The sequence below is a fragment of the Flavobacterium arabinosi genome (genome assembly GCF_048158725.1).
Classification (GTDB): domain Bacteria; phylum Bacteroidota; class Bacteroidia; order Flavobacteriales; family Flavobacteriaceae; genus Flavobacterium; species Flavobacterium arabinosi.
Genome location: NZ_JBLNKX010000007.1, coordinates 128,232 through 150,480 on the forward strand (window position 1 = coordinate 128,232; position 22,249 = coordinate 150,480).

Here is a 22,249-nt window from a genome sequence, read left to right on the forward strand (position 1 = left end):
AAAAATGAAAAAGAAATTAAACGGTGTTTGTTTTGGAGAAATCCTTTTTGATGTATTTCTGGAGCACAAAAAGATTGGCGGAGCACCACTAAATGTAGCTTCAAGACTAAATTCGCTAGGAGGGGAGGTTTCCGTTATCAGTGGGGTAGGGAAAGGTGTGAATGGGAAAGAATTAATAGATTATTTAAGTCTTTCTGGCATTAACACCGACGCTATTCAAATAAAGGACACTTATCCAACGGGTTTAGTCAACGTTATTTTGAATGAAAAAGGAAATGCTTCGTATGATATCAATTATCCATCAGCATGGGACAAAATTGAAACTTCAAACGAGAATATTTCAATAGTTGAAAAAGCAGACTTTTTTGTCTATGGAAGTTTATCTTCTAGAGATTCAGTTTCCAGAAATACGCTGGAACAACTTTTAGGTGTTGCCAAATATAAAATATTTGATGTGAATTTAAGAGTGCCACATTATACCAAGAAAAATGTTTTGGATTTATTGCACGCAGCTGATTTTATAAAGTTTAATGATGATGAGTTAAATGAAATTTGCGAGGATTTAAATTCAAATAAAAAGTCATTAGAGCAAAATATTAAATTCATTGCCAAGAAAACCAATACAGATACTGTATGTGTTACTTTAGGATCTCATGGAGCGGTGTTGTATTGTAATGATACATTTTACCATAATTGTGGATTCAAAGTAAATGTAGTTGATACTGTGGGTTCCGGAGATTCTTTTTTAGCTTCATTAATCATAATGTTACTCAATGGAGAAGATCCTCAATATGCCATTAATTTTGCCAGTGCTGTTGGCGCTATTGTTGCTCAAAACGAAGGAGCTAATCCCGTAATTTCACAATCTGAAATAGAAGATTTTTTATGTGGTTTTGAGCAAGTAAAAGAATCAAATACATTTTTAATTAAATAAACAAAACAATGAATCAATTCAAAAAAATCCCTGTAGTCAGTAAAGAATTTGTTTTCCAATTTATAATAATAACCATATTATTTGCCCTTTGGGGAATTGCTAATGATTTAACGACACCGATGGTTTCTACTTTCAAAAAAGTGATGCCAGAACTATCAAACACACAAGCATCATTAGTGCAATTTGCTTTTTATTTTGGATACTTCTTTATGGCATTACCGGCTGCGTTATTCATTAGAAAATACAGCTATAAATCTGGAATAATATTAGGACTGCTATTATATGCAACAGGTGCTTTTTTATTTTATCCGGCAGCACATTATCAAAGTTATACGTTCTTTCTTATTTCATTATGGGTAATTACTTGTGGTTTAGCCTTCCTTGAAACCACCTCAAATCCTTTAATTTTGTTCCTTGGTAATAAAGAAACGGCAACACAACGTTTAAATTTAGCACAAGCATTTAACCCAATTGGAGCAATAACGGGATTGGTTATGGCTCAGTTTTTAGTGATAAAAAAAATAAAATCAGATGATTACACACAAGAAGCCTATAAAGCTTTAACTTCAAATGAGTTATCCAGTATTAGAGAAAATGATTTGAGTGTTATTAGTATTCCGTACATTGGATTAGGAATTTTTGTCTTAATAATTTTAATCATTATTATTTTAACAAAAATGCCTAAAACGGCTCACGAAGATAAAATGTCTATATCGGAATCTTTCAAAAAGTTATTTGCCAATAAAAATTATAAACATGGTGTTATAGCGCAGGCTTTTTATGTTGGGGCACAAATTATGTGTTGGACTTTTATTTTTCAATACGTAGATAACATCAATAAAACATTTGGATTAGAATTGACTGCCACATATTACAACATAACTGCCATGATTTTATTTTTATTAGGCAGATGGATTGGAACTGGTTTGATGAAAAGCATAAATCCGTCAAAAATATTAATGGTATTTGGTATTGGAGGAGTAATTTGTGCAGCTGGGGCAATTTTATTACAAGGCATGGCTGGATTAATTTCTTTAGTATGTATTTCTATTTTTATGTCTATTATGTTTCCAACTATTTATGGCATAGCACTAAAAGACATGGGAGACGAAGCAAAAATTGGATCTGCTGGTTTAGTTATGGCTATCGTTGGTGGTGCATTGATGCCTGTTATACAAGGAAGTATTTTGGACTTAGGAGGTTCAGGATTTTCTGATATTAAATTATTTGGGTATATTCCTGAAGTAAATTTCTCCTTTATATTGCCTTTAATTTGTCTATCAGTTGTAACGTATTATGGCTATAGTACTTTTAAATTGTCAAAAAAGAGTATAATCAAAAAGGCTAGCGTAATTGTAGACGCAATACTTTAACTTGATTAGACTTTTTGATTTTGAAAAGAAACGAACAGTAATGATACTGTTCGTTTCTTTTTTGGTTTTAAATATACTATATTTACAATGTCATTATTTGAACTATAATTTATATTATGTAAAATAGAATGTTTAATAAATCTTGTATACAATTACTATTAAATACAAAAAGCATTACCTTTCAGTAATGCTTTTTGTATTATAATCTTTTAAAAAAATTATTTAACAGAAAATGGTATGTTCCAATTTTCCCAACTTAAAACAATATTGTCTTTATTTATTGTGTAAACTAATTTTTCAGCGGTGGAATTAGCAATTTGCTGTTTTACCGTAACTCTTAATTGATCTTCTTTATCATTATATTTATAAGCTCCCCATTGTTTCACTACTTTATTAAAAATGATGACACATTCTTTTTCATTTGGTAAAACAAAAAAAGAATATTTCCCTGCAGGTAATTTTGATCCTTTAATAGTAAGCTCTTTGTCTGTTTCAAAAGTGCTCGCTTCATTTGCGCCAGCGCGCCAAACTTCATTAAACGGAACTAATGTACCCCAAATTTGTCTTCCTTTGACTGAAGGACTGCTGTAATTAATACTAATTGTAGCTCCATTAATTTTCCCAGTTGCAACAGCTGCCGGGCTAGCTTTCTCTTGAGCATTTAAAAAATTAACAAACAATAATGTAAAGGCCAAAAAGGGTATTTTTTTAAGTAATCTCATGATTTAAAATGTTTTAGTTATGATTACAAACTTAAAATAACTTTATTTAATTTATTATAAATTCTTACTAATTTTAAAAAAAAAATAAGGATTGTATAAAATATTTGTTTTACTATAAAATTGACAGTCTTGTAATTATTTAATTTGCTATTTTTACAAACAATACTTTATTTATTTGCCTAACTATGAATACAATTGCTGAACACATTGCTGATTTTTTAAAGGAATACCCACCATTTAATCACTTGACGTTTGAAGAACTATCTGAAATAGCTACAAACATTCGCGTTGTAAATTTAGAAAAACATAAAATATTATTTCAAGTAAATGATGTTTTACATGATAGTTTTTATGTTGTTGCATCAGGAGTTATTAATCTATCTGTCATAGCAGATGCTGAAGAAACCCTATTGAATAAATGCAATACTGGTGACATCTTTGGTTTGCGTCCATTTTTTGCCAAAAACAATTATATGATGACGGCAAAAGCAAGAGAAGAAAGTATTGTTTACGCCATTCCCATAGCTACTTTTCGTCCTTTTGTCGCCAATAATTCTGAAGTTTTAAACTTTTTATTAGAAAGTTTTGCTGTAAATACGCGTAATCCAAAAGATAAAGAAAATTTAATAGGAAAACTTATTTCTGACAATGTTTTCTATTCTGATCAGCAATCTGAAATGCAATATTTTCAATCCTTATCCTATAACATTTCTCCATTAAAAACAACAGTTACGGCTATTGTACAAGACGTTGCGCAATTGATGACTGAAGCTTTAAAAAACAATATTATCATATGTGATAATAATATTCCTTTAGGAATAATTACAGATACGGATATGCGTTCAAAAATTGCCACTGGACGATTTCCGATCACAATATCCGTAGATAAAATAATGTCATCGCCCGTGATTACAGTTGTAGAGAATGTTTCTCTGGCAGAAGCTCAATTGCTTATGTTGAAACACAACGTAACTCATTTATGCGTAACGCAAGATGGAACTGATAAATCTGCTTTAAAAGGAATAATTTCTGAACATGATTTAGTAGTCGCTCAAGCTAGTAATCCTGGAGTTTTGATTAAAGAAATAAAACGTTCTCAAAATCCAAAAGAACTAAAACAAATACGGGAACGTTTGACGGATCTGATTCAGACTTCCCTTTCTAAAAATATACCGCTTTCTCATGTTTTCAATATTGCGAGTGAAATCAATTTGGCCATCATTAAGCGTTCCGTAGAACTATCAATTTTAGATTTAGGCTCACCTCCTGCACGTTTTGCTTGGTTGAGTATTGGTAGTCAAGGAAGAAAAGAGCAGTTATTATTAACTGATCAAGACAGTATTTTAATTTTTGAAGATGTCTCTGCAGATAAATACCGTGATGTGAAAGACTATTTCCTTAAACTTGCAAAAAGAACCACAGGCACACTTGAAAAAATCGGTTATGAATACTGCCCAAATGGTCATATGGGAAGTAATATGCTATGGTGTAAGTCTTTGACTGACTGGACAAAACAATATGACAGTTGGATGAATACTCCCGGTGAAAACAGTAATGATTTAAGTAGTATTTTCTTTGATTATGAAATCACTTTTGGAGAACAAAAAATTGAAGATGCTATAGGAAATATAGTATCAAAAAACGCAAAAAATAATACGCTGTTCTTTGATTTCCTGGGAAATGATGCGTTAAGAAAAAACGCTCCGTTAAGTTTTTTCAAAAAATTCAATGTTGAAGAAGAAGGTCCACATAAAGATAAATTTGATATAAAAACGCGCGCTTTAATGCCGTTGATCGATGGCGCTCGTTTATTTACATTGCATTATGATTTGAGAGGAATTAACAATACGTATCAACGATTCAAGCAGTTAGCAATTATAGATTCCAAACATTCCGAGATTTATCTTAATTGTGCCGATGCCTTTTTGACACTATCAAAATTTAGAACATTAGAAGGTTTAAAAAATGATGATTCAGGCCAATTTATAAATTTGCATGAATTATCAAAAATTGATAAGGAAAAACTGAAAAATGCTTTCGCTCCAATGAGAGAACTGGAAGAATTAATTAAAAGTAAATTTCAACTCACTCAATTTTCATAATTATGTTAGACTGGCTGAAAAATTTAAATAAAGAATACCCTGAATTTTGGAAAACCTATTTGGCTAAATTTGATAAAAAATCAACTCGTTTTGTAGTTCTATCAACAGAAACTTCAGGCTTAAATCCTGTAAAAGATGTTATTTTATCAATTGGTTCTTTTGCTGTAGTTGATAATAGTATACTTATTGGTGACAGTTTTGAAACCGTTTTATTGCAATATAAATTTTTACATGATAACGGTCTTTCGAATGAGTTTATAGTCGAAAGTAAAATGAAAAAACTTGGGGAAGCTGAAGCGATACAAACTTTAATAGAATATATTGGAAATGCCGTTTTAGTAGGACATCATATTGATTTTGATGTAGAGATGATTAATGCAGCGCTAGAAAGATTAGATTGCGGCCGATTAAAAAATGAAGCTTTGGACGTTGATGTTATGCATCGCAAACTGAATGATATCAATGACAAACAATTTTCACTAGATGAACTTTGCACTGCATATAATATTCCTAAAAGTGACCGGAATTCTTCTGCTGAGGATGCTTATAAAACCGCTTTGTTATTTTTGAAATTAAAATCTAGACTGGGGATAAGATGATTTATTCCCTTAGTTGTCAATAAAAGCTTTTAAAATAAAATCTTAATTTATTTAATCAAACAACATTACACCTTCCCAAAACCTTCCATGATGACTGATCGAAACAGGTTTTTCAATTTTGGTTTGCTCATCAATTATAAAAGGAATTGCGTTTATTTTAATGATTTCAGTTTTAGAATTTAAAGTCTTTATTTGATTAAAATATTCCTTTTTTACAACTGCAATAGTGTGTATAAATTCATCCGAAACTATAGTTTGTGTGTAATATGTGATTTCATTACAAATAACCGTTCCTATAATTTCATTTTCAAAATAGCAAATCAACTGCAGTGGAATAAATGCCCTGATTTGAGTTTCTCTGTTATAGATTTTATAGGCAGCTTCTTTCCTGCTCCATAAATTCCAAACCATAACTTCTGGATTTATAGCATTAGAAATTAACAACTGCTCTTTTGTAGTAAAAATTTTATCTAAAAAACCTTTCCGTTTCCAATTGCTTTCTTTTTTGGCTAAAGCCAAATCTACAATGTCATTTCCAATCATCTATGAGCTATTTTTTTTAACACAAAAGGCACAAAATAGATTGCATTTTAATGTCGCTTTCAATCATTTTTTAGGATAATTTGGCATCAATAATTTGCATAGCTGCTTTTACATTTACCATCTGTTCCATAGATTCATTATCTATTATTATATTGTATTTTTCCTCAATATCAAGAATTACATCAACTAGATTTGCGGAATTAATCTTCAAATCATTGATAAAATCAGTATCTTCAGTAAGTGCATCAAATGCCTCTTGGTTTTGAATATAAGGCTTTACAATAGCTTTTAATTGCTCGATTGTTTCTTGTTTATTCATAGTTTTTTAATTTTTTTTAGCTCGTAAAGACTTAAATCGAAGTTGTTTGTTTTTATTTAGCTTAATTTACAAATAGATTTTTTACAAATAACACTTATGTTTTCGGCTTCGGCTCCATTCCTTCGGTGAAGGGCTGAGGATGGGATTTCCATCTTTTAAAAATCACACAACCGTTCACATCGCCAAAACCAAAACTGGCTTTTGCAATAATATCCAATTCTTTTTCAACCAATTGTTTTGGAATTCTTGATTCATCAATCAGAGCGGTAATCTCATGGTTTAAATCTTCACAATTAATATTTGGGAAAACAAATCCTTCATCCAATTGCAATACTGAGGCGACACTTTCTATACTTCCCGCTCCTGACAAACAATGTCCTACCATTGATTTCAATGAGTTTATATAAGGAAAATCTTTGCCTTTCCTTCCTAAAGCTTCACTCCAATTCTGGATCTCCAAACTATCTTTTGATGTGGCTGTTAAATGTCCGTTTATAGCGTCAATATCATTAGCCGAAATTCCAGCATTTTCAACAGCATTTTTGATGCACTTTTGAACGGCTATGGGATTTGGAGCGGTCATCGTTCCTAAACCGCGTTGGCCACCAGAATTTACATTTCCACCCAAAACCTCTGCATAGATTTTAGCACCTCGTGCCAATGCACTTTCTAAATCTTCCAAAACTAGTGCCCCTGCTCCACTTCCAGGAACAAATCCTGAAGCACTTTCTGACATTGGTCTTGAGCCTTGTTCCGGATTTCCATTATGTTTAAATGTACAGACTTTCATTGCATCAAATCCACCCCAAATATAGGGACCAGAATCACTCGTGCTTCCAGCCAAAATGCGTTTTGCCTGCCCTGATTTTATACGCTCATACGCCATCAAAATACTTTCAGTTCCTGTTGTGCATGCCGAAGAATTGGTCGTGACTTGATTTCCTAATCCTAATTTCCCGCCTAAATAAGCACTCACGCCACTATTCATAGTTTGTGCCACGGCTGTACTCCCTAATCGACGGGTTTGAAAATCATCGATTTTATAAATGCTTTCGCGAAATTTATCAATTCCAGAGGTTCCTGTTCCAAAAATAGTTCCGCTATCCCAATCCGGTTCTTCATTGATTTCCAAAGCTAAACCAGCATTTTTCCAAGCATCAATCCCGGCAATAACACCATATAAAATCCCTGTTGAATTGAAATTCCTCAACTCTAATTCCGAAAAATAGTGTAATGCTAATTCAGTCGAAATTTCAGGTTTCCCCGAAATCTGACAAGAAAATTGTAATCTTTCTAATTCTGGATCATGTTTGATTCCCGAAATTCCGTTTTTTATGGCATGAGTAAAAGCATCAAGTCCTACTCCATTTGGAGCAACAACACCAAGTCCAGTAATTACGACACGTTTTTTCATATAAAATTCAATTTTAATGGTAATGAAAATTTCAATAGATTAATCCAATTCGGTTTTGGCTCCCTCTCCTTTGGAGAGGGTTGGGGTGAGGATTATTCCCGCTATTGTCCCCATACAAACCATTTCTTCTCTTTCATTTTTCATTTTCACTTTACATTTTAATTTCCCAAATCTAAAATATATTTTTTCTGAAATTACAGTCACTTTTTCATTTGGAAAAACAGATTTTAAAAACTCTATTTCGGTTGATGTTAAAGCAATTGAATTCATTTTATTAAATGAATTATCTAATAAAAAAATCCCCAAACAAACTAACCCGATTTGTGCCATAACTTCAGTTAAAATTACTCCTGGAGTAACTGGATTTTCTTTAAAATGCCCTTTATAAAAATCTAAAGTTGAATCAAATGTATAAGTACCTTCCACTCCATTTTCATTGATATTGATTATTTCATCAACAAATAGAAAAGGTTTAGAATAGGGTAATTTAGCTATGATTTCTTCTTTTGTCATATTTTACTTTTTCATTATTTCTCGTTAATCGAAATGATAAGATTGACTACTAAAACTGTAACAAAACCCGTTGTGCCGAAAATCCTGGACCAAAACTCAACATTAATCCTTTCTCTCCTTTTTTAGGTTTGCTGTCCATAATTCGTTCTAAAACATATAAAACCGTCGCACTTGACATGTTCCCATACAATCGCAATACTTCTTTTGTGTCATTAATGTTTTTTCCTAAATCAGAAAATAAAGCTTCTACTGTTTGAATAATTTTTTTTCCACCTGGGTGAAAAATCAAATGATCAACATCCTCCATTTTTAAATTATTTTTCTCTAAAAATGGATGAATAATATCCGGAAAATGTGATGCAATAGTTTCTGGAACTTCTATATCCAATACCATTTGTAAACCTGAATTAGTCAACTTAAATCCCATCATATGGATATTATCATAGAAATGATACATTTCTTCGGCTAGAATTTCTGGACCTTCCTCATCCTCATGAGAAGAAAGCAAAACACAAGCCGCACCATCGCCAAAAATAGCTGCACTAACAATATTAGCCATCGAAAAATCATCTAATTGAAATGTAGCTGTTGGACTTTCAACCGCAATTACCGCTGCCCGTTTTCCAGGATTAGCCTGCAAAAAATTTTTAGCGTAAATAATTCCTGAAATCCCGGCGGCACAGCCCATTTCAGTTACTGGAAGCCGAACTATATCTTGACGCAATTTTAATTTATTAATCAAATAAGCGTCCAATGACGGAATCATAATTCCAGTGCAACTCACCGTAATAATATAGTCTAAATCTTCCGGATTCCAATTGGCTTTCTTTAAAGCTTTTTCTAATACTTTTTCGCCTAAATCGATAACTTCGCGAACATAAATATCATTTCTTTCTTCAAAAGAAGTTTCAGTAAAAACGGCAATTGGATCCATAATTGAGTACCGCTTATCGACAGCTGCACCTTCAAATATTTTTTTTACTTTCCTAATGAAACGTTCGTCTTGTCCTACTAACCAAGCATCCAAAAATGGAATGATTTCTTCGGTTGTTCGGGAGTATTTTGGTAATTGTTTTGTAACGGCTTTTATTTTTACACTCATATTTTCGAAATTATCCATTGGTAGCGAAATGCCCATTTCCACTGAATTTTATAGTTGCTAAAATTTAATTTTTCAGAAAAACTAACTAGTTCTTCTTTTTTAAAACCTCGTAAAATTGAAATTAATCCATCTTCCCGTGACATATCATTTAATCTAAAAACAAAACATAATGCCTCAAATAAACGATAAGCAACAGCACTCCTTTGTAGATCATTTATAACAATCCCAATATTCGAATTATTATTAAAAACATGTAACAAATGAATAATGTCATCGTCTTTAAAATGATGTAATGTCAAAGTACACAAAACAATATCGTATTTTAATTCTTCAAAAGATTTATCAAATATATCTTCGCATTGGTACGATATATTAGAATACTTTTCAGATAATTTTCGTGCATGCATAATAGTGAAATTATTAGCATCTATGCCTATTAATTGAAATTTCAGATTGTTTTTTAATCCAAAATCCGCTAATGTTCGTAACATATCACCATTCCCACAACCTACATCTACTATTCTAATTTCTTTTGATTTAGAAATATCCTGAATCAAACTCTGAACACCTCGTAAAGTTAACTGGTTTCCTCCCAAAAGCTGATTGATTTGGGCAATTTTATCTAATGCATCCCGTAAGATTTCTCCTTCCATTGCAAAATCATCCATCGTTTCAGGCTGATCCGTTCTGTATTTGGTGTTTATAGACATCTATGAGTTTAAAATTATAGATTTTCCATGCGTTTTTTTTATAATTTTTGGCAATAAAAACGGAAATGTGATCAATATACGCATTAATACACTTGAGAGTTTTTGCTTTTGCAAAAGATTCGATAAAAATCTCCCTATTTTTAATCTTTGACTAAAATTAGAACTCCATTCCTTACTATATTTTTCTTCTAATTCGTTTCTGGATTTAATTTCATTATTGAAATATTTCTCCACTAATTCCGAAACAATTTTAGCACTATGAATAGCCATTGCCATTCCATTTCCACACAAAGGATGAATTAATCCGGCGGTATCTCCAATCATTAAAACATGATTTTCAACCGCTTGTTTTTTTTCGAAAGAAATTTGGCTTATCGTTAATGGTTTTTCGAAAAGCAAATTACTTTTTTCGAAAATTGTTTTTAAATGTAGGTTTTGAGTAACAACTTTATTTTGATATTCCTCCACGTTTTTAAACCGTTTGAAGGTTTCATAATCTGCTAAATAACAAATATTAATTACATCATTTTCAACTTTTGAAACCCCGCAATAACCACCTTTAAAGTTATGTAATCCCACCAAATCACTTGGGAAATTTCCTGAATAATGTCCTTTGACAGCCAACCATGGTGATTTCTTCTGAAAATTGCGATTTAGTTTTTGATCAATAATAGAACGTTTGCCAAAAGCTCCAATTACAATTTTAGCTTTTAAAATAATTTTATTTGAAGTTGTTACAGTAAATATTTCATCCTCAAAAGCGATGTCTTCAACTAAATCTTGAATAATTTCACAACCATTAGCAATTGCTTTTTTATATAAATATTCATCCAAGATATAGCGACTAATTCCAAATCCACCAAGAGGTAAAGTACTTTTAATTTTCTTTCCGCTGACAGTTGAAAATTCAAGCTTTGTGATGGCTGTAGGATATAAATCAGCTATTTTTAAATCCAGCCAATTGAGATAGGGTAAAACTTCATTAGAAATGTATTCGCCACAAACTTTATGTTTTGGAAATTCATTTTTTTCTACAACGGTTATTTGAAATCCAATTTTGGATAAATGAATTGCAGCAGTTAATCCTGCTAAGCCACCACCAATAATTAAAACTTCATTATTTTTCATAGAGAAGTAAATTTATGGATTTGTTTGGGAACACAACTATATTATCGAATATAAAACTTACATAATTATATACTTTAATAAACTGAAACTCTTTTCTTTTTTAGAGTCAATTAAACAATATAATTCAAAAAAAAAAGCTGTTTTATTACAAACAGCTTTTAATTAATCTATAATTTTCCTTCTTTTATTTCTTCAACAATTTCAGGATTTAATAATGTTGTAGTATCTCCAAAATTTGAATAATCTCCTTCGGCTATTTTACGTAGAATTCTACGCATGATTTTTCCGGAGCGAGTTTTTGGTAAACCGGAAACAAATTGAATTTTATCCAGTTTAGCAATTGGACCAATGTGATCCGTTATGTGTTGATTAATCTCTTTAATAAGATTTTCTTTATTTCTAGTTTCTCCGGTTTCTTTTAAAATTACAAAACCATATAAGGCATTTCCTTTGATATCATGAGGAAAACCTACAATGGCTGATTCAGCAACTGCCGGATGTTCATTAATAGCATCTTCAATTGGAGCCGTTCCCAAATTGTGTCCTGAAACGATAACCACATCGTCTACACGACCCGTAATCCTGTAATATCCTACTTCATCACGCAAAGCACCGTCACCAGTGAAATATTTCCCTGGAAAGGTAGTAAAGTAAGTATCTTTATATCGTTGATGATCACCCCAAATGGTTCTGGCAATTCCAGGCCATGGAAATTTAATACACAAACTACCTACAACTTGATTGCCTTCAATTTCATTGCGTTTTTCGTCCATTAATACCGGTTGAATTCCAGGTAATGGCAAAGTAGCATAAGTAGGTTTTGTTGGAGTAACAAATGCAATTGGAGAAATCATAATTCCACCCGTTTCGGTTTGCCACCACGTATCGACAACTGGACATCTTTTATCTCCAACATGGTCATTGTACCAGTGCCAAGCTTCTTCATTTATTGGCTCACCTACTGAACCGATTACTTTTAATGATTTTAAAGGAAACTTTTGCACGTATTCTAAGCTTTCTTTTGCCAAAGCACGAATAGCCGTTGGCGCCGTATAAAATTGAGTTACTTTATGTTTCTCGATGATTTCCCAGAAACGACTAAAATCGGGATAAGACGGAACTCCTTCAAAAATTACAGTTGTTCCACCATTTAATAACGGACCATATAGGGTATATGAATGTCCGGTAATCCAACCTATATCAGCAGTACACCAAAAAATGTCGTTTTCTTCATGATTAAAAACATTTTTAAAAGTATAAGCGGTGTAAACCATATATCCTGCGGTCGTATGTACCATTCCTTTTGGTTTACCGGTAGAGCCTGAAGTATAAAGGATAAACAATGGATCTTCGGCATCCATGATTTCAGCGACATTATTATCTGAAGCTTCATCTAGAAGGCGTTGCAACCATTGGTCACGTCCATCTTTCATATTTACGGAAGTATTGGTTCTTTTTACCACCAAGACAGTTGATACACCGGGACAGTTTACTAATGCTTCGTCAATAATTGCTTTTAAATCAATGGTTTTGTTACCACGATAACCACCATCTGAGGTAATGACCATTTTACAATCGCTGTCATTTATTCTAGTGGCTACAGCTGAAGATGAAAATCCTGCAAAAATAACGGAATGTATGGCTCCGATTCTGGCGCAAGCCAAAGTGGTTATAGCCAATTCAGGTATCATTGGTAAATAAATACAAACACGATCTCCTTTTTTTATGCCTTGCTCCCGCAACACATTTGCCATTTTACAAACACGTTGGTGTAATTCATTATAGGTTATATGTAATGCTGTTTCTGTTGGATCATTCGGTTCAAAAATAATAGCCGTTTTATCACCTCTTTTAGCAAGATGTCTGTCAATACAATTTTTAGTCATATTTACTTTAGCTTCAGTAAACCATTTTATTTCGGCTTCAGCCATATTAAAATCGACAACTTTATCCCATTGTTGGTACCAAGTGAAATTTTCTTCTGCTATTTTACCCCAAAATTTTCTTGGCTCACGAACTGATTTATTATAATGTTTAAAATATTGTTCTAAATTATCAATTTTATAGTAGCTCATGTTTTTTAATTTTTTATAAAAGTATTAAATCTCTTTCTATTCTTAAAATTATTTAAATTATAAATTCCTATGTTAAATTAAATATTAAACAAAAAAATACGTTTTTTAATGATAATTTATTTGTTTTTTGCTATTTATAAGAATTGGGATTAAAACAAAAAAAGCGAGATAGAATTTCTACCTCGCCTTTTATCTCAACAAAAATTTAACAACAAATAATTTTACTAATAAAAAATGCATTATTGTAACATCAATTGAAGCCTCTCAAAATCTAATTTAGACATTAAAAAGTATCTAATTCTGTTTTAGAAAGGAATTACTTCACTTAACTTTCAAATCGTTTGAAGTTAAGTGAAAGTAATATGCATCCATATCTCTTTTTTCTTTTAATAAGTGCTTACTAATTCAAAATATTATGGATTCAAATGATATAATGCAAATCCCAACACACCCTCATGTGTGTAATTCCTAATTTTTATTATCCTATTTTTTTCATAGCCGTCATAGATTCTCTCAACCACTCTCCTACTTCTTCAATAGGGTGTTGACGAATACTTTTATTTACCGCAATAAGAACTGCATTATCTACTCCGTTAGAAGTTGAGAACGGTTTACCAATTACGTTTGTATCTACAGTTTTCATATAATCAACCAATAAAGGTTTACAAGCATGGTCAAATAAATAACAACCATATTCTGCAGTATCCGAAATGATTCTGTTCATTTCATATAATTTTTTTCTTGCTACTGTATTAGCAATCAAAGGCAATTCATGTAAAGATTCGTAGTAAGCTGATTCTTCAATGATTCCTGATTGTGTCATTGTTTCGAAAGCCAATTCTACACCTGCTTTAACCATGGCAATCATCAAAACGCCATTGTCAAAATATTCTTGTTCTGAAATATGAGCTGCTGTTGGAGCCGTTTTTTCAAAATTAGTTTCTGCAGTTGCAGCTCTCCAAGTCAATAAATTAACATCATTATTGTCCCAGTCAATCATCATGTTTCTTGAAAATTCTCCAGAAATGATATCATCTTGATGTTTTTGGAATAATGGACGCATAATATCTTTCAATTCTTCCGAAATTTCGTAAGCTTCGATTTTTGCAGGATTAGAAAGACGATCCATCATGTTAGTAATTCCACCATGTTTCAAAGCTTCAGTTACAGTTTCCCAACCGTATTGAATTAATTTTGAAGCATAAGCTGGCTCGATTCCTTTTTCAACCATTTTGTCGAAACATAAAATTGAACCTGTTTGTAACATTCCACAAAGAATGGTTTGTTCTCCCATTAAATCCGATTTTACTTCAGCTACAAATGAAGAGTTCAAAACTCCTGCTCTATGTCCTCCAGTAGCAACTGCATATGCTTTTGCTTGTTCAAAACCTTCATTGTTTGGGTCATTTTCAGGGTGAACCGCAATTAAAGTTGGTACACCAAAACCTCTTTTATATTCTTCACGAACTTCAGATCCTGGACATTTAGGAGCACACATAATAACCGTGATGTCTTTACGGATTTGCATTCCTTCTTCTACAATATTAAAACCATGAGAATACGCTAATGTAGAACCATTTTTCATCAACGGCATGATTGCTGTTACTACAGCTGTATGTTGCTTGTCTGGTGTAAGGTTACAAACCAAATCAGCAGTTGGAATTAATTCTTCATAAGTTCCCACTTTGAAACCATTATCAGCAGCATTCATATAAGAAGCTCTTTTTTGTGCAATTGCTTCTGCACGCAATGCGTAAGAAATATCTAAACCTGAATCTCTCATGTTCAAACCTTGGTTCAAACCTTGAGCTCCACAACCTACGATAACTACTTTTTTTCCTGCTAATGCTGCTATACCATTTGAAAATTCTGATTGATCCATGAATTCGCAAACGCCTAATTGCTCTAATTGTAATCTAAGTGGTAATGAATTGAAATAATTTGCCATCTTTTTTTATTTAATGATTTTAAAATTTAATAATTGAAATTTTGATTGATACAGTAACATTATAAAGTGTTACTGCAATGAGTTCTATTTAAGCTCTTCTAATAACGTTGATATTTCCATTTTTTCTTTGGAAACAGATATTCTTCCTGAACGCACAAACTGCATGATTCCGAAAGGTTTTAATTTTTCATATAATTCTTCAATCTCAGAACGTCTTCCTGATTTTGAAATTACAAAAAAGTCTCTTGATACGGTAACGATTTCTGAATGACTCTCTTTTATAATATTTTGTATTTGTCTTTCATCAAATAACAAACTTGAATTTATTTTGAACAAAGCACTTTCCAAGAAAATAGTTTCTTCATCAACATGATAAAACGCTTTGATTACTTCGATTTGTTTTTCGATTTGACCTACAATATTTTGCACCCATTTTTCAGTTGTATCCACTACAATGATGAATCTGGAAACATTTTCTATTTCTGATTCGGACACATTTAAACTTAAAATATTGATATGGCGTTTCAAGAATATTCCTGATATTCTGTTTAATAAGCCAACGTTGTTTTCTGAATAAACAGAAATGGTGAATGTTTTATTTTCCATAATATTAACTTAATCGCATATCAGAAACCGATGCTCCTGTTGGAATCATTGGGAATACGTTATTTTCTTTTTCTACCATAACTTCAAGGAAATAGGATTCTTTTGAAGCCATCATTTCAGCAACAGCAGCATCTAAATCTTCTCTTTTGGTTACTTTTTTAGCTTTAATATAATAGCCTTCAGCAATCGCTATAAAATTAGGATTGGTCATTTCCGTAGAAGCATATCTTTTGTCAAAAAACAATTGTTGCCACTGACGCACCATTCCTAAAAATTCATTGTTCAAGACTACAATTTTTACAGGAACTTTAGTTTGAAAAATGGTTCCTAATTCCTGAATAGTCATTTGAAAACCACCATCACCAATAATAGCTACCACTTCACGTTCTGGCATTCCCATTTTGGCACCAATAGCAGCTGGTAAAGCAAATCCCATAGTTCCTAAACCACCAGAAGTTACGTTACTTTTTGTCGAATTGAATTTGGCATAACGACAAGCAAACATTTGGTGTTGTCCCACATCCGAAACCATAATTGCATCCCCTTTAGAATGTTTATTAATCATTTCGATAGTTTCACCCATAGAAATTCCTTCTTTCTTAGGTTTTAACTCCTCATTGATAACCGCTTCCAATTCAATTTTATACATTTCCTTGAACTCGTTGTGCCAAGATTCGTGTGTATTATTTTTGATAAAAGGAAGTAAAGCAGTCAGAGATTCTTTGACATCAGCTAAAACAGCAACTGTTGTTTTTACATTTTTATCTATTTCCGATGGATCAATTTCAAAGTGAATTACTTTGGCTTGTTTCGCATAAGTAGCTAAATTTCCTGTAACACGATCATCAAAACGCATTCCAAGCGCAATTAAAACATCACATTCATTTGTCAATAAATTAGGACCATAATTTCCATGCATTCCTAACATTCCCACATTTAATGGGTGATCTGTTGGCAATGCCGAAAGTCCTAAAATAGTCCAAGCAGCAGGAATTCCTGATTTTTCAACTAATGCTTTCAATTGTTCTTCGGCTTCACCAAGAATAATTCCCTGACCAAAAACGATATATGGTTTTTTTGCATTGTTGATTAGTTCCGCAGCTTCTTTAACTTTTTCAATGTCTAAAGTTGGCTTTGGGTTGTAACTTCTGATGCTGGTACATTTTTTATAACTAAATTCAATTTCGTCAAATTGCGCATTTTTTGTGATATCAATCAATACTGGACCCGGACGACCTGATCTTGCAATATAAAATGCTTTTGCAATGATTTCAGGTATTTCATGTGCCTCGGTAATTTGATAATTCCATTTGGTTACTGGAGTCGAAATTCCGATAATATCTGTTTCCTGAAATGCATCTGAACCTAATAAATGTTTCCCTACCTGACCGGTAATACAAACCATTGGTGTTGAATCAATTTGGGCATCAGCAATACCGGTTACAAGATTTGTTGCTCCGGGACCTGAAGTAGCTATTGCCACACCAACTTTTCCTGTTGCTCTTGCAAATCCCTGAGCGGCATGAGTTGCCCCTTGTTCGTGACGTACTAAAACATGCTGCAATTGATCTTGAAATTTATATAATTCGTCGTAAACTGGCATGATGGCACCACCTGGATAACCATAAACCAAGTCTACTCCTTCTTCTAATAAGCATCTAATAACGGCTTCTGCGCCTGATATTTTATTTGTTCCCATGGGTACGTTTATTATTTTTTCTCATCCCTCCCGAAACTTCGGGGCTCTCCAAATAGAGAAAGCTGAGATTGATATAGTATTCTTATTTTTTACTTTCAAATAAAAGTCCAACCCTATTTTATTATTATTTCCCTTTCGGGAGTTAGGGGATTATTTATCGGTTACACATCCTTCAGAGGCACTTGAGACCGAACGCATATATTTAAGTAACACTCCTTGTTTAATTGGTGATTTCGGCTGAACCCAGTTGGCTTTACGTTTTGCCAATTCTTCGTCAGATATTTTCATATTGATCGTGTTTTTCACAGCATCAATTGTAATAACATCTCCATTTTCTATCAATGCAATTCCACCACCTTCATAGGCTTCCGGAGTAACGTGACCAACCACGAAACCGTGAGAACCTCCAGAGAAACGTCCGTCAGTAATCAAAGCGACAGTACTTCCTAAACCAGCTCCCATAATGGCAGATGTTGGTTTTAACATTTCAGACATACCAGGGCCACCTTTTGGACCACAATACCGAATAATCACTACGTTTCCAGGCTTAACTTCACCACCTTGTATTCCTTTAATTACATCTTTTTCATTTTCATAAACTACTGCTGTACCTTCAAAAAACTCTCCTTCTTTTCCGCTAATTTTAGCGACACAACCTTCTGAAGCAATGTTTCCGTATAGAATTTGAATATTTCCAGTAGCTTTTAATGCTTTTTGGATTTCATGAATTACTTCTTGACCATCATGCAAATCAGGAATTGAAGCTAAATTTTCAGCTATTGTTTTTCCTGTTACTGTCAAACATTCACCGTGTAAGAAACCTTCTTTTAATAAATATTTCATTACTGCTGGAACACCTCCTACATTATGTAAATCTTCCATTAAGTATTTACCACTTGGTTTCAAATCGGCTAATAATGGTGTTTTATCGCTGATATCCTGGAAATCTTTTAATGTTAGTTCAATACCTACAGCGTGAGCCATTGCAATTAAGTGCATTACCGCATTTGTAGAACCTCCTAAAACTGCTACCATCGTAATTGCATTTTCAAATGCTTTACGAGTCATAATGTCTCTAGGCTTAATATCTTTTTCTAATAATATTTTGATTGCTTTACCAGCATCAGCACATTCTTGTTTCTTTTCCGGACTCAAAGCAGGATTAGAAGAACTGTAAGGTAAACTCATTCCTAATGCTTCAATTGCTGATGACATCGTGTTAGCAGTGTACATCCCACCGCAAGCACCTGCACCTGGACAAGCATTTTGTATTACTCCTTTGAAATCTTCAGGTGTAATAGAATTGCTGAATTTTTTTCCTAATGCTTCAAAAGCAGAAACAATATTTAAGTCTTCACCTTTCCATTTTCCTGGGTGAATTGAACCTCCGTAAACCATAATAGAAGGGCGATTTACTCTACCCATAGCCATTAAGGCTCCTGGCATATTTTTATCACAACCTGGAACGGCAATCATACCATCATACCATTGCGCTCCCATAACAGTTTCAATAGAATCTGCAATCACATCACGAGAAACCAAAGAAAAACGCATTCCATCATTACCATTAGAAATACCATCACTTACACCAATAGTATTAAAAATCAAACCCACTAGATCTTCTTTCCAGACGCCTGTCTTAATATCTTTAGCCAAATCGTTTAAGTGCATGTTACAAGGATTCCCATCGTAACCCATACTCACAATTCCTACCTGCGCTTTTTTAAGATCCTCTTCTGTCAAACCAATTCCGTAAAACATCGCTTGAGAAGCGGGTTGTGTTTCGTCTTGAGTGATTGTTTTGCTGTATTTATTTAATTCCATTATATGATTGTTTCTGTATTTTTTAAAATTTATTCCAAAAAAAAACCTTCCAAAATAATTGGAAGGTTTTAAATATTTTTTTAATTATATCTATAACATTCCTACTGCATATGTGATTACCACATTGACATTAATAATTGAAGAAATAATAGTTACGATTTTCATTTTTTTTATTTGCTTCAAAAGTATGAAAAACAAATAGAACAAAAAAATAGAACCTTAAAATTATAAGCGCTTTTCAATTATTAAATGCACTTTTGATCATTGTTTTGTTAAACAATAGTCGATTGTCCTATTTGGACATTGTCACTTTTAAAATATAAATCATCTTTACTTAAAATGACATTCGAAATAAAGTCTCCAACTTCATTGGTACCAAATTTTGAATCTGCTTTCAAATCTATTGTCACCACATTATATTCAATCGCTTTTTCTACTGCTTCATACACTTTTTTAGCTTCTTTATGAAGTCCAAAATGTTCTAAAAGCATTGCTGCTGATAATATTGAAGCAATTGGATTAGCTATATTTTTTCCTTTTGCTTGCGGATAAGAACCATGAATGGGTTCAAAAAGCGCATTTTTATTTCCTAATGATGCCGAAGCCAATAATCCTATAGACCCCGTAATGACACTAGCTTCATCGGATAATATATCTCCAAATAAATTTTCGGTCAAAATGACATCAAATTGTTTTGGATTTAAGATGATTTGCATCGCAGCATTATCAACAAAAAGAAAATCCAATAGTACATCAGGATAATTTTCGCTCACTTTTTTGACAACTTTTCGCCATAAGCGAGATGTTTCAAGCACATTGGCTTTATCCACCATCGTTACTTTTTTACGTCTGTTTTGTGCCGCTTTAAAAGCCAAATGAGTAATTCGGGTGATTTCTTCTTCTGAATATTCACATAAATCAGAAGCTATTGTACCAGCATCATTCAATTTTTTCTCGCCAAAATAAACACCTCCAGTAAGTTCTCTGAAAATAGTAAAATCAGCACCTTCGATTATTTCTCTTTTTAAAGGAGAAGAATCTAATAAGGAATTATATGGTTTTATAGGTCGGATATTTGCAAAAAGACCTAATTCTTTTCTCAATTTTAATAAGCCTTGCTCCGGACGAACTTTAGCGCTAGGATTGTTGTCGTATTTGGGATCACCAATAGCGCCAAACAAAACAGCATCTGTATTGAGGCAAAGGTTAAGCGTTTGTTCCGGAAGAGGGTTTCCAGTTTTATCTATTGCAACAGCTCCCATAAGAGCATCTTCAAAAACAAATTCATGATCATACACTACACCTATAGCATGTAAAGCTTTCTTTGCCTGTAAGGTCACCTCTGGTCCTATTCCGTCTCCTGGCAGTACTGCTATTTTTAAATTCATGGTTTAGTTTTTATATAAAAGGATACTATTATGTAAATAGTGCTTTTATTAGTTTCTTATTAAATCACTTTGTATTTTACAAGCTTCAATAATTTGATGAATATCATCATCTAAAACTTCTTTTTTGATATCAGCAAATTTTAAGAACTCAATATAAACTACATCCAATTGTACTTTAGTAAGTTCATATCCTACTTTTTTTGCTCTGTATGCCAATGCTGCTCTACCACTTCTCGCAGTAAGAACTATTGAAGACTCATTGACACCTACATCCAAGGGATCCATGATTTCATAAGTTGCTCTGTTTTTAATCACACCGTCCTGATGAATTCCTGAACTGTGTGCAAAAGCATTAGCACCAACAATCGCTTTATTTGGCTGTACCATCATACCCATACTTTCAGAAACTAAACGACTCATTTCGTTCAACTGTTTCGTATTGATATCAGTGTATAGATTTAAATAAGGATGTTGTTTGAAAATCATTACTACTTCTTCAAGTGCAGTGTTTCCGGCTCTTTCTCCTATTCCATTAATCGTGCATTCTATTTGTCTTGCTCCGTTTACTGCACCTGCTATAGAATTGGCTGTTGCCATCCCTAAATCATTATGACAATGACAAGAAAGAATGACATTTTCAATACCTTTTACGTTTTCTTTTAGGTATTTTATTTTTGCACCGTATTCTTCAGGTAAGCAATACCCGGTTGTATCAGGAATATTAAGTACCGTAGCACCTGATTTTATTACTTCTTCGCAAACTCTTGCCAAGAAATCATTATCAGTTCTACCGGCATCTTCAGCATAAAACTCTACATCTTCAACATACGATTTAGCGTGTGAAACTGCAAATTTTGCTCTGGCGATAATATCTTCTCTAGTAGTATTTAATTTATGTATTATATGTGAATTTGAAGTTCCGATTCCAGTATGAATACGCGGTTTTTTAGCATGTTTTAAGGCAGCTGCAGCAACATCAATATCATTTTTTACTGCTCTGGTTAAACCACAAACAGTTGCATTTTTTACAATCTTACTAATTTCAGAAACAGACAAAAAATCACCTGGACTAGAAACAGGAAAACCAGCTTCAATAATGTCAACACCCATTTCGTCTAAGCGATTTGCTATAACGAGTTTTTGATTGGTATCTAATTTACATCCTGGGACCTGTTCTCCATCTCGTAAAGTGGTATCAAAAATTTGAACTTTCTCTCTATTCATTTTCATTTATTTAATGTAATTTCACA

19 protein-coding genes are annotated in these 22,249 nt (G+C 32.8%); 4 read left to right on the forward strand and 15 right to left on the reverse strand.

Annotated features, from left to right (window positions below; translation table 11 throughout):
• Positions 1–4: 4 nt before the first annotated feature.
• Together ACM55K_RS14560 and fucP are read left to right on the forward strand one after the other, a co-directional pair.
• Positions 5–934: a carbohydrate kinase family protein gene (locus ACM55K_RS14560; RefSeq protein ID WP_416850994.1), complete on the forward strand. Its 930-nt coding sequence runs from the start codon at positions 5–7 to the stop codon at positions 932–934.
• A gap of 8 nt (positions 935–942) precedes the next feature.
• Entirely contained in the window at positions 943–2,307 is a 1,365-nt protein-coding gene (gene fucP / locus ACM55K_RS14565) for an L-fucose:H+ symporter permease (protein ID WP_416850995.1), read from the forward strand.
• A gap of 218 nt (positions 2,308–2,525) precedes the next feature.
• Here fucP and ACM55K_RS14570 read toward each other — a convergent pair whose 3' ends face one another.
• Positions 2,526–3,029, reverse strand: a complete 504-nt coding sequence (locus tag ACM55K_RS14570; protein ID WP_416850996.1) for a DUF2911 domain-containing protein — start codon at positions 3,027–3,029, stop codon at positions 2,526–2,528.
• Between the two features lie 185 nt (positions 3,030–3,214).
• On the opposite strand from ACM55K_RS14570, the gene ACM55K_RS14575 reads away from it, so the two are divergent.
• Both ACM55K_RS14575 and ACM55K_RS14580 read left to right on the forward strand, forming a co-directional pair.
• Complete coding sequence (locus ACM55K_RS14575; RefSeq protein WP_416850997.1) at positions 3,215–5,131, forward strand: DUF294 nucleotidyltransferase-like domain-containing protein; 1,917 nt, start codon at positions 3,215–3,217, stop codon at positions 5,129–5,131.
• Between the two features lie 2 nt (positions 5,132–5,133).
• Entirely contained in the window at positions 5,134–5,730 is a 597-nt protein-coding gene (locus ACM55K_RS14580) for a 3'-5' exonuclease (RefSeq protein ID WP_416850998.1), read from the forward strand.
• 51 nt (positions 5,731–5,781) lie between these two features.
• Here ACM55K_RS14580 and ACM55K_RS14585 read toward each other — a convergent pair whose 3' ends face one another.
• From ACM55K_RS14585 to ACM55K_RS14650, 14 genes are all read right to left on the reverse strand, one after another.
• The gene (locus ACM55K_RS14585) at positions 5,782–6,273 is read right to left on the reverse strand and encodes a 4'-phosphopantetheinyl transferase family protein (RefSeq protein WP_416850999.1); all 492 of its coding nucleotides are present in this window, start codon (positions 6,271–6,273) and stop codon (positions 5,782–5,784) included.
• A 70-nt stretch (positions 6,274–6,343) separates the two neighbouring features.
• Complete coding sequence (locus ACM55K_RS14590; protein WP_416851000.1) at positions 6,344–6,592, reverse strand: acyl carrier protein; 249 nt, start codon at positions 6,590–6,592, stop codon at positions 6,344–6,346.
• Positions 6,593–6,686: 94 nt separating this feature from the next.
• Positions 6,687–8,006 (reverse strand): beta-ketoacyl-[acyl-carrier-protein] synthase family protein, encoded by a 1,320-nt coding sequence (locus ACM55K_RS14595; protein WP_416851001.1) that lies wholly within the window; start codon positions 8,004–8,006, stop codon positions 6,687–6,689.
• Positions 8,007–8,045: 39 nt separating this feature from the next.
• Entirely contained in the window at positions 8,046–8,519 is a 474-nt protein-coding gene (locus tag ACM55K_RS14600; protein ID WP_416851002.1) for a 3-hydroxyacyl-ACP dehydratase FabZ family protein, read from the reverse strand.
• 49 nt (positions 8,520–8,568) lie between these two features.
• A complete protein-coding gene (locus ACM55K_RS14605) occupies positions 8,569–9,621 on the reverse strand; it encodes a type III polyketide synthase (RefSeq protein WP_416851069.1) in 1,053 nt (350 codons plus the stop codon).
• Positions 9,618–10,331, reverse strand: a complete 714-nt coding sequence (locus tag ACM55K_RS14610; protein WP_416851003.1) for a methyltransferase domain-containing protein — start codon at positions 10,329–10,331, stop codon at positions 9,618–9,620. Before ACM55K_RS14610 ends, ACM55K_RS14605 begins: the two co-directional genes overlap by 4 nt.
• Entirely contained in the window at positions 10,332–11,459 is a 1,128-nt protein-coding gene (locus ACM55K_RS14615; RefSeq protein WP_416851004.1) for an NAD(P)/FAD-dependent oxidoreductase, read from the reverse strand.
• Positions 11,460–11,626: 167 nt separating this feature from the next.
• Positions 11,627–13,534, reverse strand: coding sequence for an acetate--CoA ligase (gene acs / locus ACM55K_RS14620; RefSeq protein ID WP_416851005.1), 1,908 nt, complete (start codon positions 13,532–13,534; stop codon positions 11,627–11,629).
• A 478-nt stretch (positions 13,535–14,012) separates the two neighbouring features.
• Positions 14,013–15,482: a ketol-acid reductoisomerase gene (ilvC, locus tag ACM55K_RS14625; RefSeq protein WP_416851006.1), complete on the reverse strand. Its 1,470-nt coding sequence runs from the start codon at positions 15,480–15,482 to the stop codon at positions 14,013–14,015.
• Positions 15,483–15,566: 84 nt separating this feature from the next.
• Entirely contained in the window at positions 15,567–16,088 is a 522-nt protein-coding gene (gene ilvN / locus ACM55K_RS14630; RefSeq protein ID WP_379858263.1) for an acetolactate synthase small subunit, read from the reverse strand.
• Between the two features lie 4 nt (positions 16,089–16,092).
• Entirely contained in the window at positions 16,093–17,787 is a 1,695-nt protein-coding gene (ilvB, locus tag ACM55K_RS14635) for a biosynthetic-type acetolactate synthase large subunit (RefSeq protein WP_416851007.1), read from the reverse strand.
• A 150-nt stretch (positions 17,788–17,937) separates the two neighbouring features.
• Positions 17,938–19,611, reverse strand: a complete 1,674-nt coding sequence (ilvD, locus tag ACM55K_RS14640; RefSeq protein ID WP_416851008.1) for a dihydroxy-acid dehydratase — start codon at positions 19,609–19,611, stop codon at positions 17,938–17,940.
• A gap of 272 nt (positions 19,612–19,883) precedes the next feature.
• The gene (gene leuB, locus ACM55K_RS14645; protein WP_416851009.1) at positions 19,884–20,999 is read right to left on the reverse strand and encodes a 3-isopropylmalate dehydrogenase; all 1,116 of its coding nucleotides are present in this window, start codon (positions 20,997–20,999) and stop codon (positions 19,884–19,886) included.
• A gap of 48 nt (positions 21,000–21,047) precedes the next feature.
• A complete protein-coding gene (locus tag ACM55K_RS14650; protein ID WP_081897885.1) occupies positions 21,048–22,223 on the reverse strand; it encodes a 2-isopropylmalate synthase in 1,176 nt (391 codons plus the stop codon).
• Positions 22,224–22,249 lie beyond the last annotated feature (26 nt).

Excerpts from the sequence above, each read along its gene's own strand:
- acs (WP_416851005.1), bottom strand. The coding sequence starts at position 13,534 with ATGAGCTACTATAAAATTGATAATTTAGAACAATATTTTAAACATTAT.
- ACM55K_RS14580 (WP_416850998.1), top strand. The coding sequence starts at position 5,134 with ATGTTAGACTGGCTGAAAAATTTAAATAAAGAATACCCTGAATTTTGG.
- ACM55K_RS14600 (WP_416851002.1), bottom strand. The coding sequence starts at position 8,519 with ATGACAAAAGAAGAAATCATAGCTAAATTACCCTATTCTAAACCTTTT.
- ACM55K_RS14650 (WP_081897885.1), bottom strand. The coding sequence starts at position 22,223 with ATGAATAGAGAGAAAGTTCAAATTTTTGATACCACTTTACGAGATGGA.
- ACM55K_RS14570 (WP_416850996.1), bottom strand. The coding sequence starts at position 3,029 with ATGAGATTACTTAAAAAAATACCCTTTTTGGCCTTTACATTATTGTTT.
- ilvB (WP_416851007.1), bottom strand. The coding sequence starts at position 17,787 with ATGGGAACAAATAAAATATCAGGCGCAGAAGCCGTTATTAGATGCTTA.
- ACM55K_RS14615 (WP_416851004.1), bottom strand. The coding sequence starts at position 11,459 with ATGAAAAATAATGAAGTTTTAATTATTGGTGGTGGCTTAGCAGGATTA.
- ACM55K_RS14595 (WP_416851001.1), bottom strand. The coding sequence starts at position 8,006 with ATGAAAAAACGTGTCGTAATTACTGGACTTGGTGTTGTTGCTCCAAAT.
- ilvC (WP_416851006.1), bottom strand. The coding sequence starts at position 15,482 with ATGGCAAATTATTTCAATTCATTACCACTTAGATTACAATTAGAGCAA.
- ACM55K_RS14610 (WP_416851003.1), bottom strand. The coding sequence starts at position 10,331 with ATGTCTATAAACACCAAATACAGAACGGATCAGCCTGAAACGATGGAT.
- ilvN (WP_379858263.1), bottom strand. The coding sequence starts at position 16,088 with ATGGAAAATAAAACATTCACCATTTCTGTTTATTCAGAAAACAACGTT.
- ACM55K_RS14590 (WP_416851000.1), bottom strand. The coding sequence starts at position 6,592 with ATGAATAAACAAGAAACAATCGAGCAATTAAAAGCTATTGTAAAGCCT.
- ilvD (WP_416851008.1), bottom strand. The coding sequence starts at position 19,611 with ATGGAATTAAATAAATACAGCAAAACAATCACTCAAGACGAAACACAA.
- fucP (WP_416850995.1), top strand. The coding sequence starts at position 943 with ATGAATCAATTCAAAAAAATCCCTGTAGTCAGTAAAGAATTTGTTTTC.
- ACM55K_RS14560 (WP_416850994.1), top strand. The coding sequence starts at position 5 with ATGAAAAAGAAATTAAACGGTGTTTGTTTTGGAGAAATCCTTTTTGAT.
- ACM55K_RS14585 (WP_416850999.1), bottom strand. The coding sequence starts at position 6,273 with ATGATTGGAAATGACATTGTAGATTTGGCTTTAGCCAAAAAAGAAAGC.
- ACM55K_RS14605 (WP_416851069.1), bottom strand. The coding sequence starts at position 9,621 with ATGAGTGTAAAAATAAAAGCCGTTACAAAACAATTACCAAAATACTCC.
- leuB (WP_416851009.1), bottom strand. The coding sequence starts at position 20,999 with ATGAATTTAAAAATAGCAGTACTGCCAGGAGACGGAATAGGACCAGAG.
- ACM55K_RS14575 (WP_416850997.1), top strand. The coding sequence starts at position 3,215 with ATGAATACAATTGCTGAACACATTGCTGATTTTTTAAAGGAATACCCA.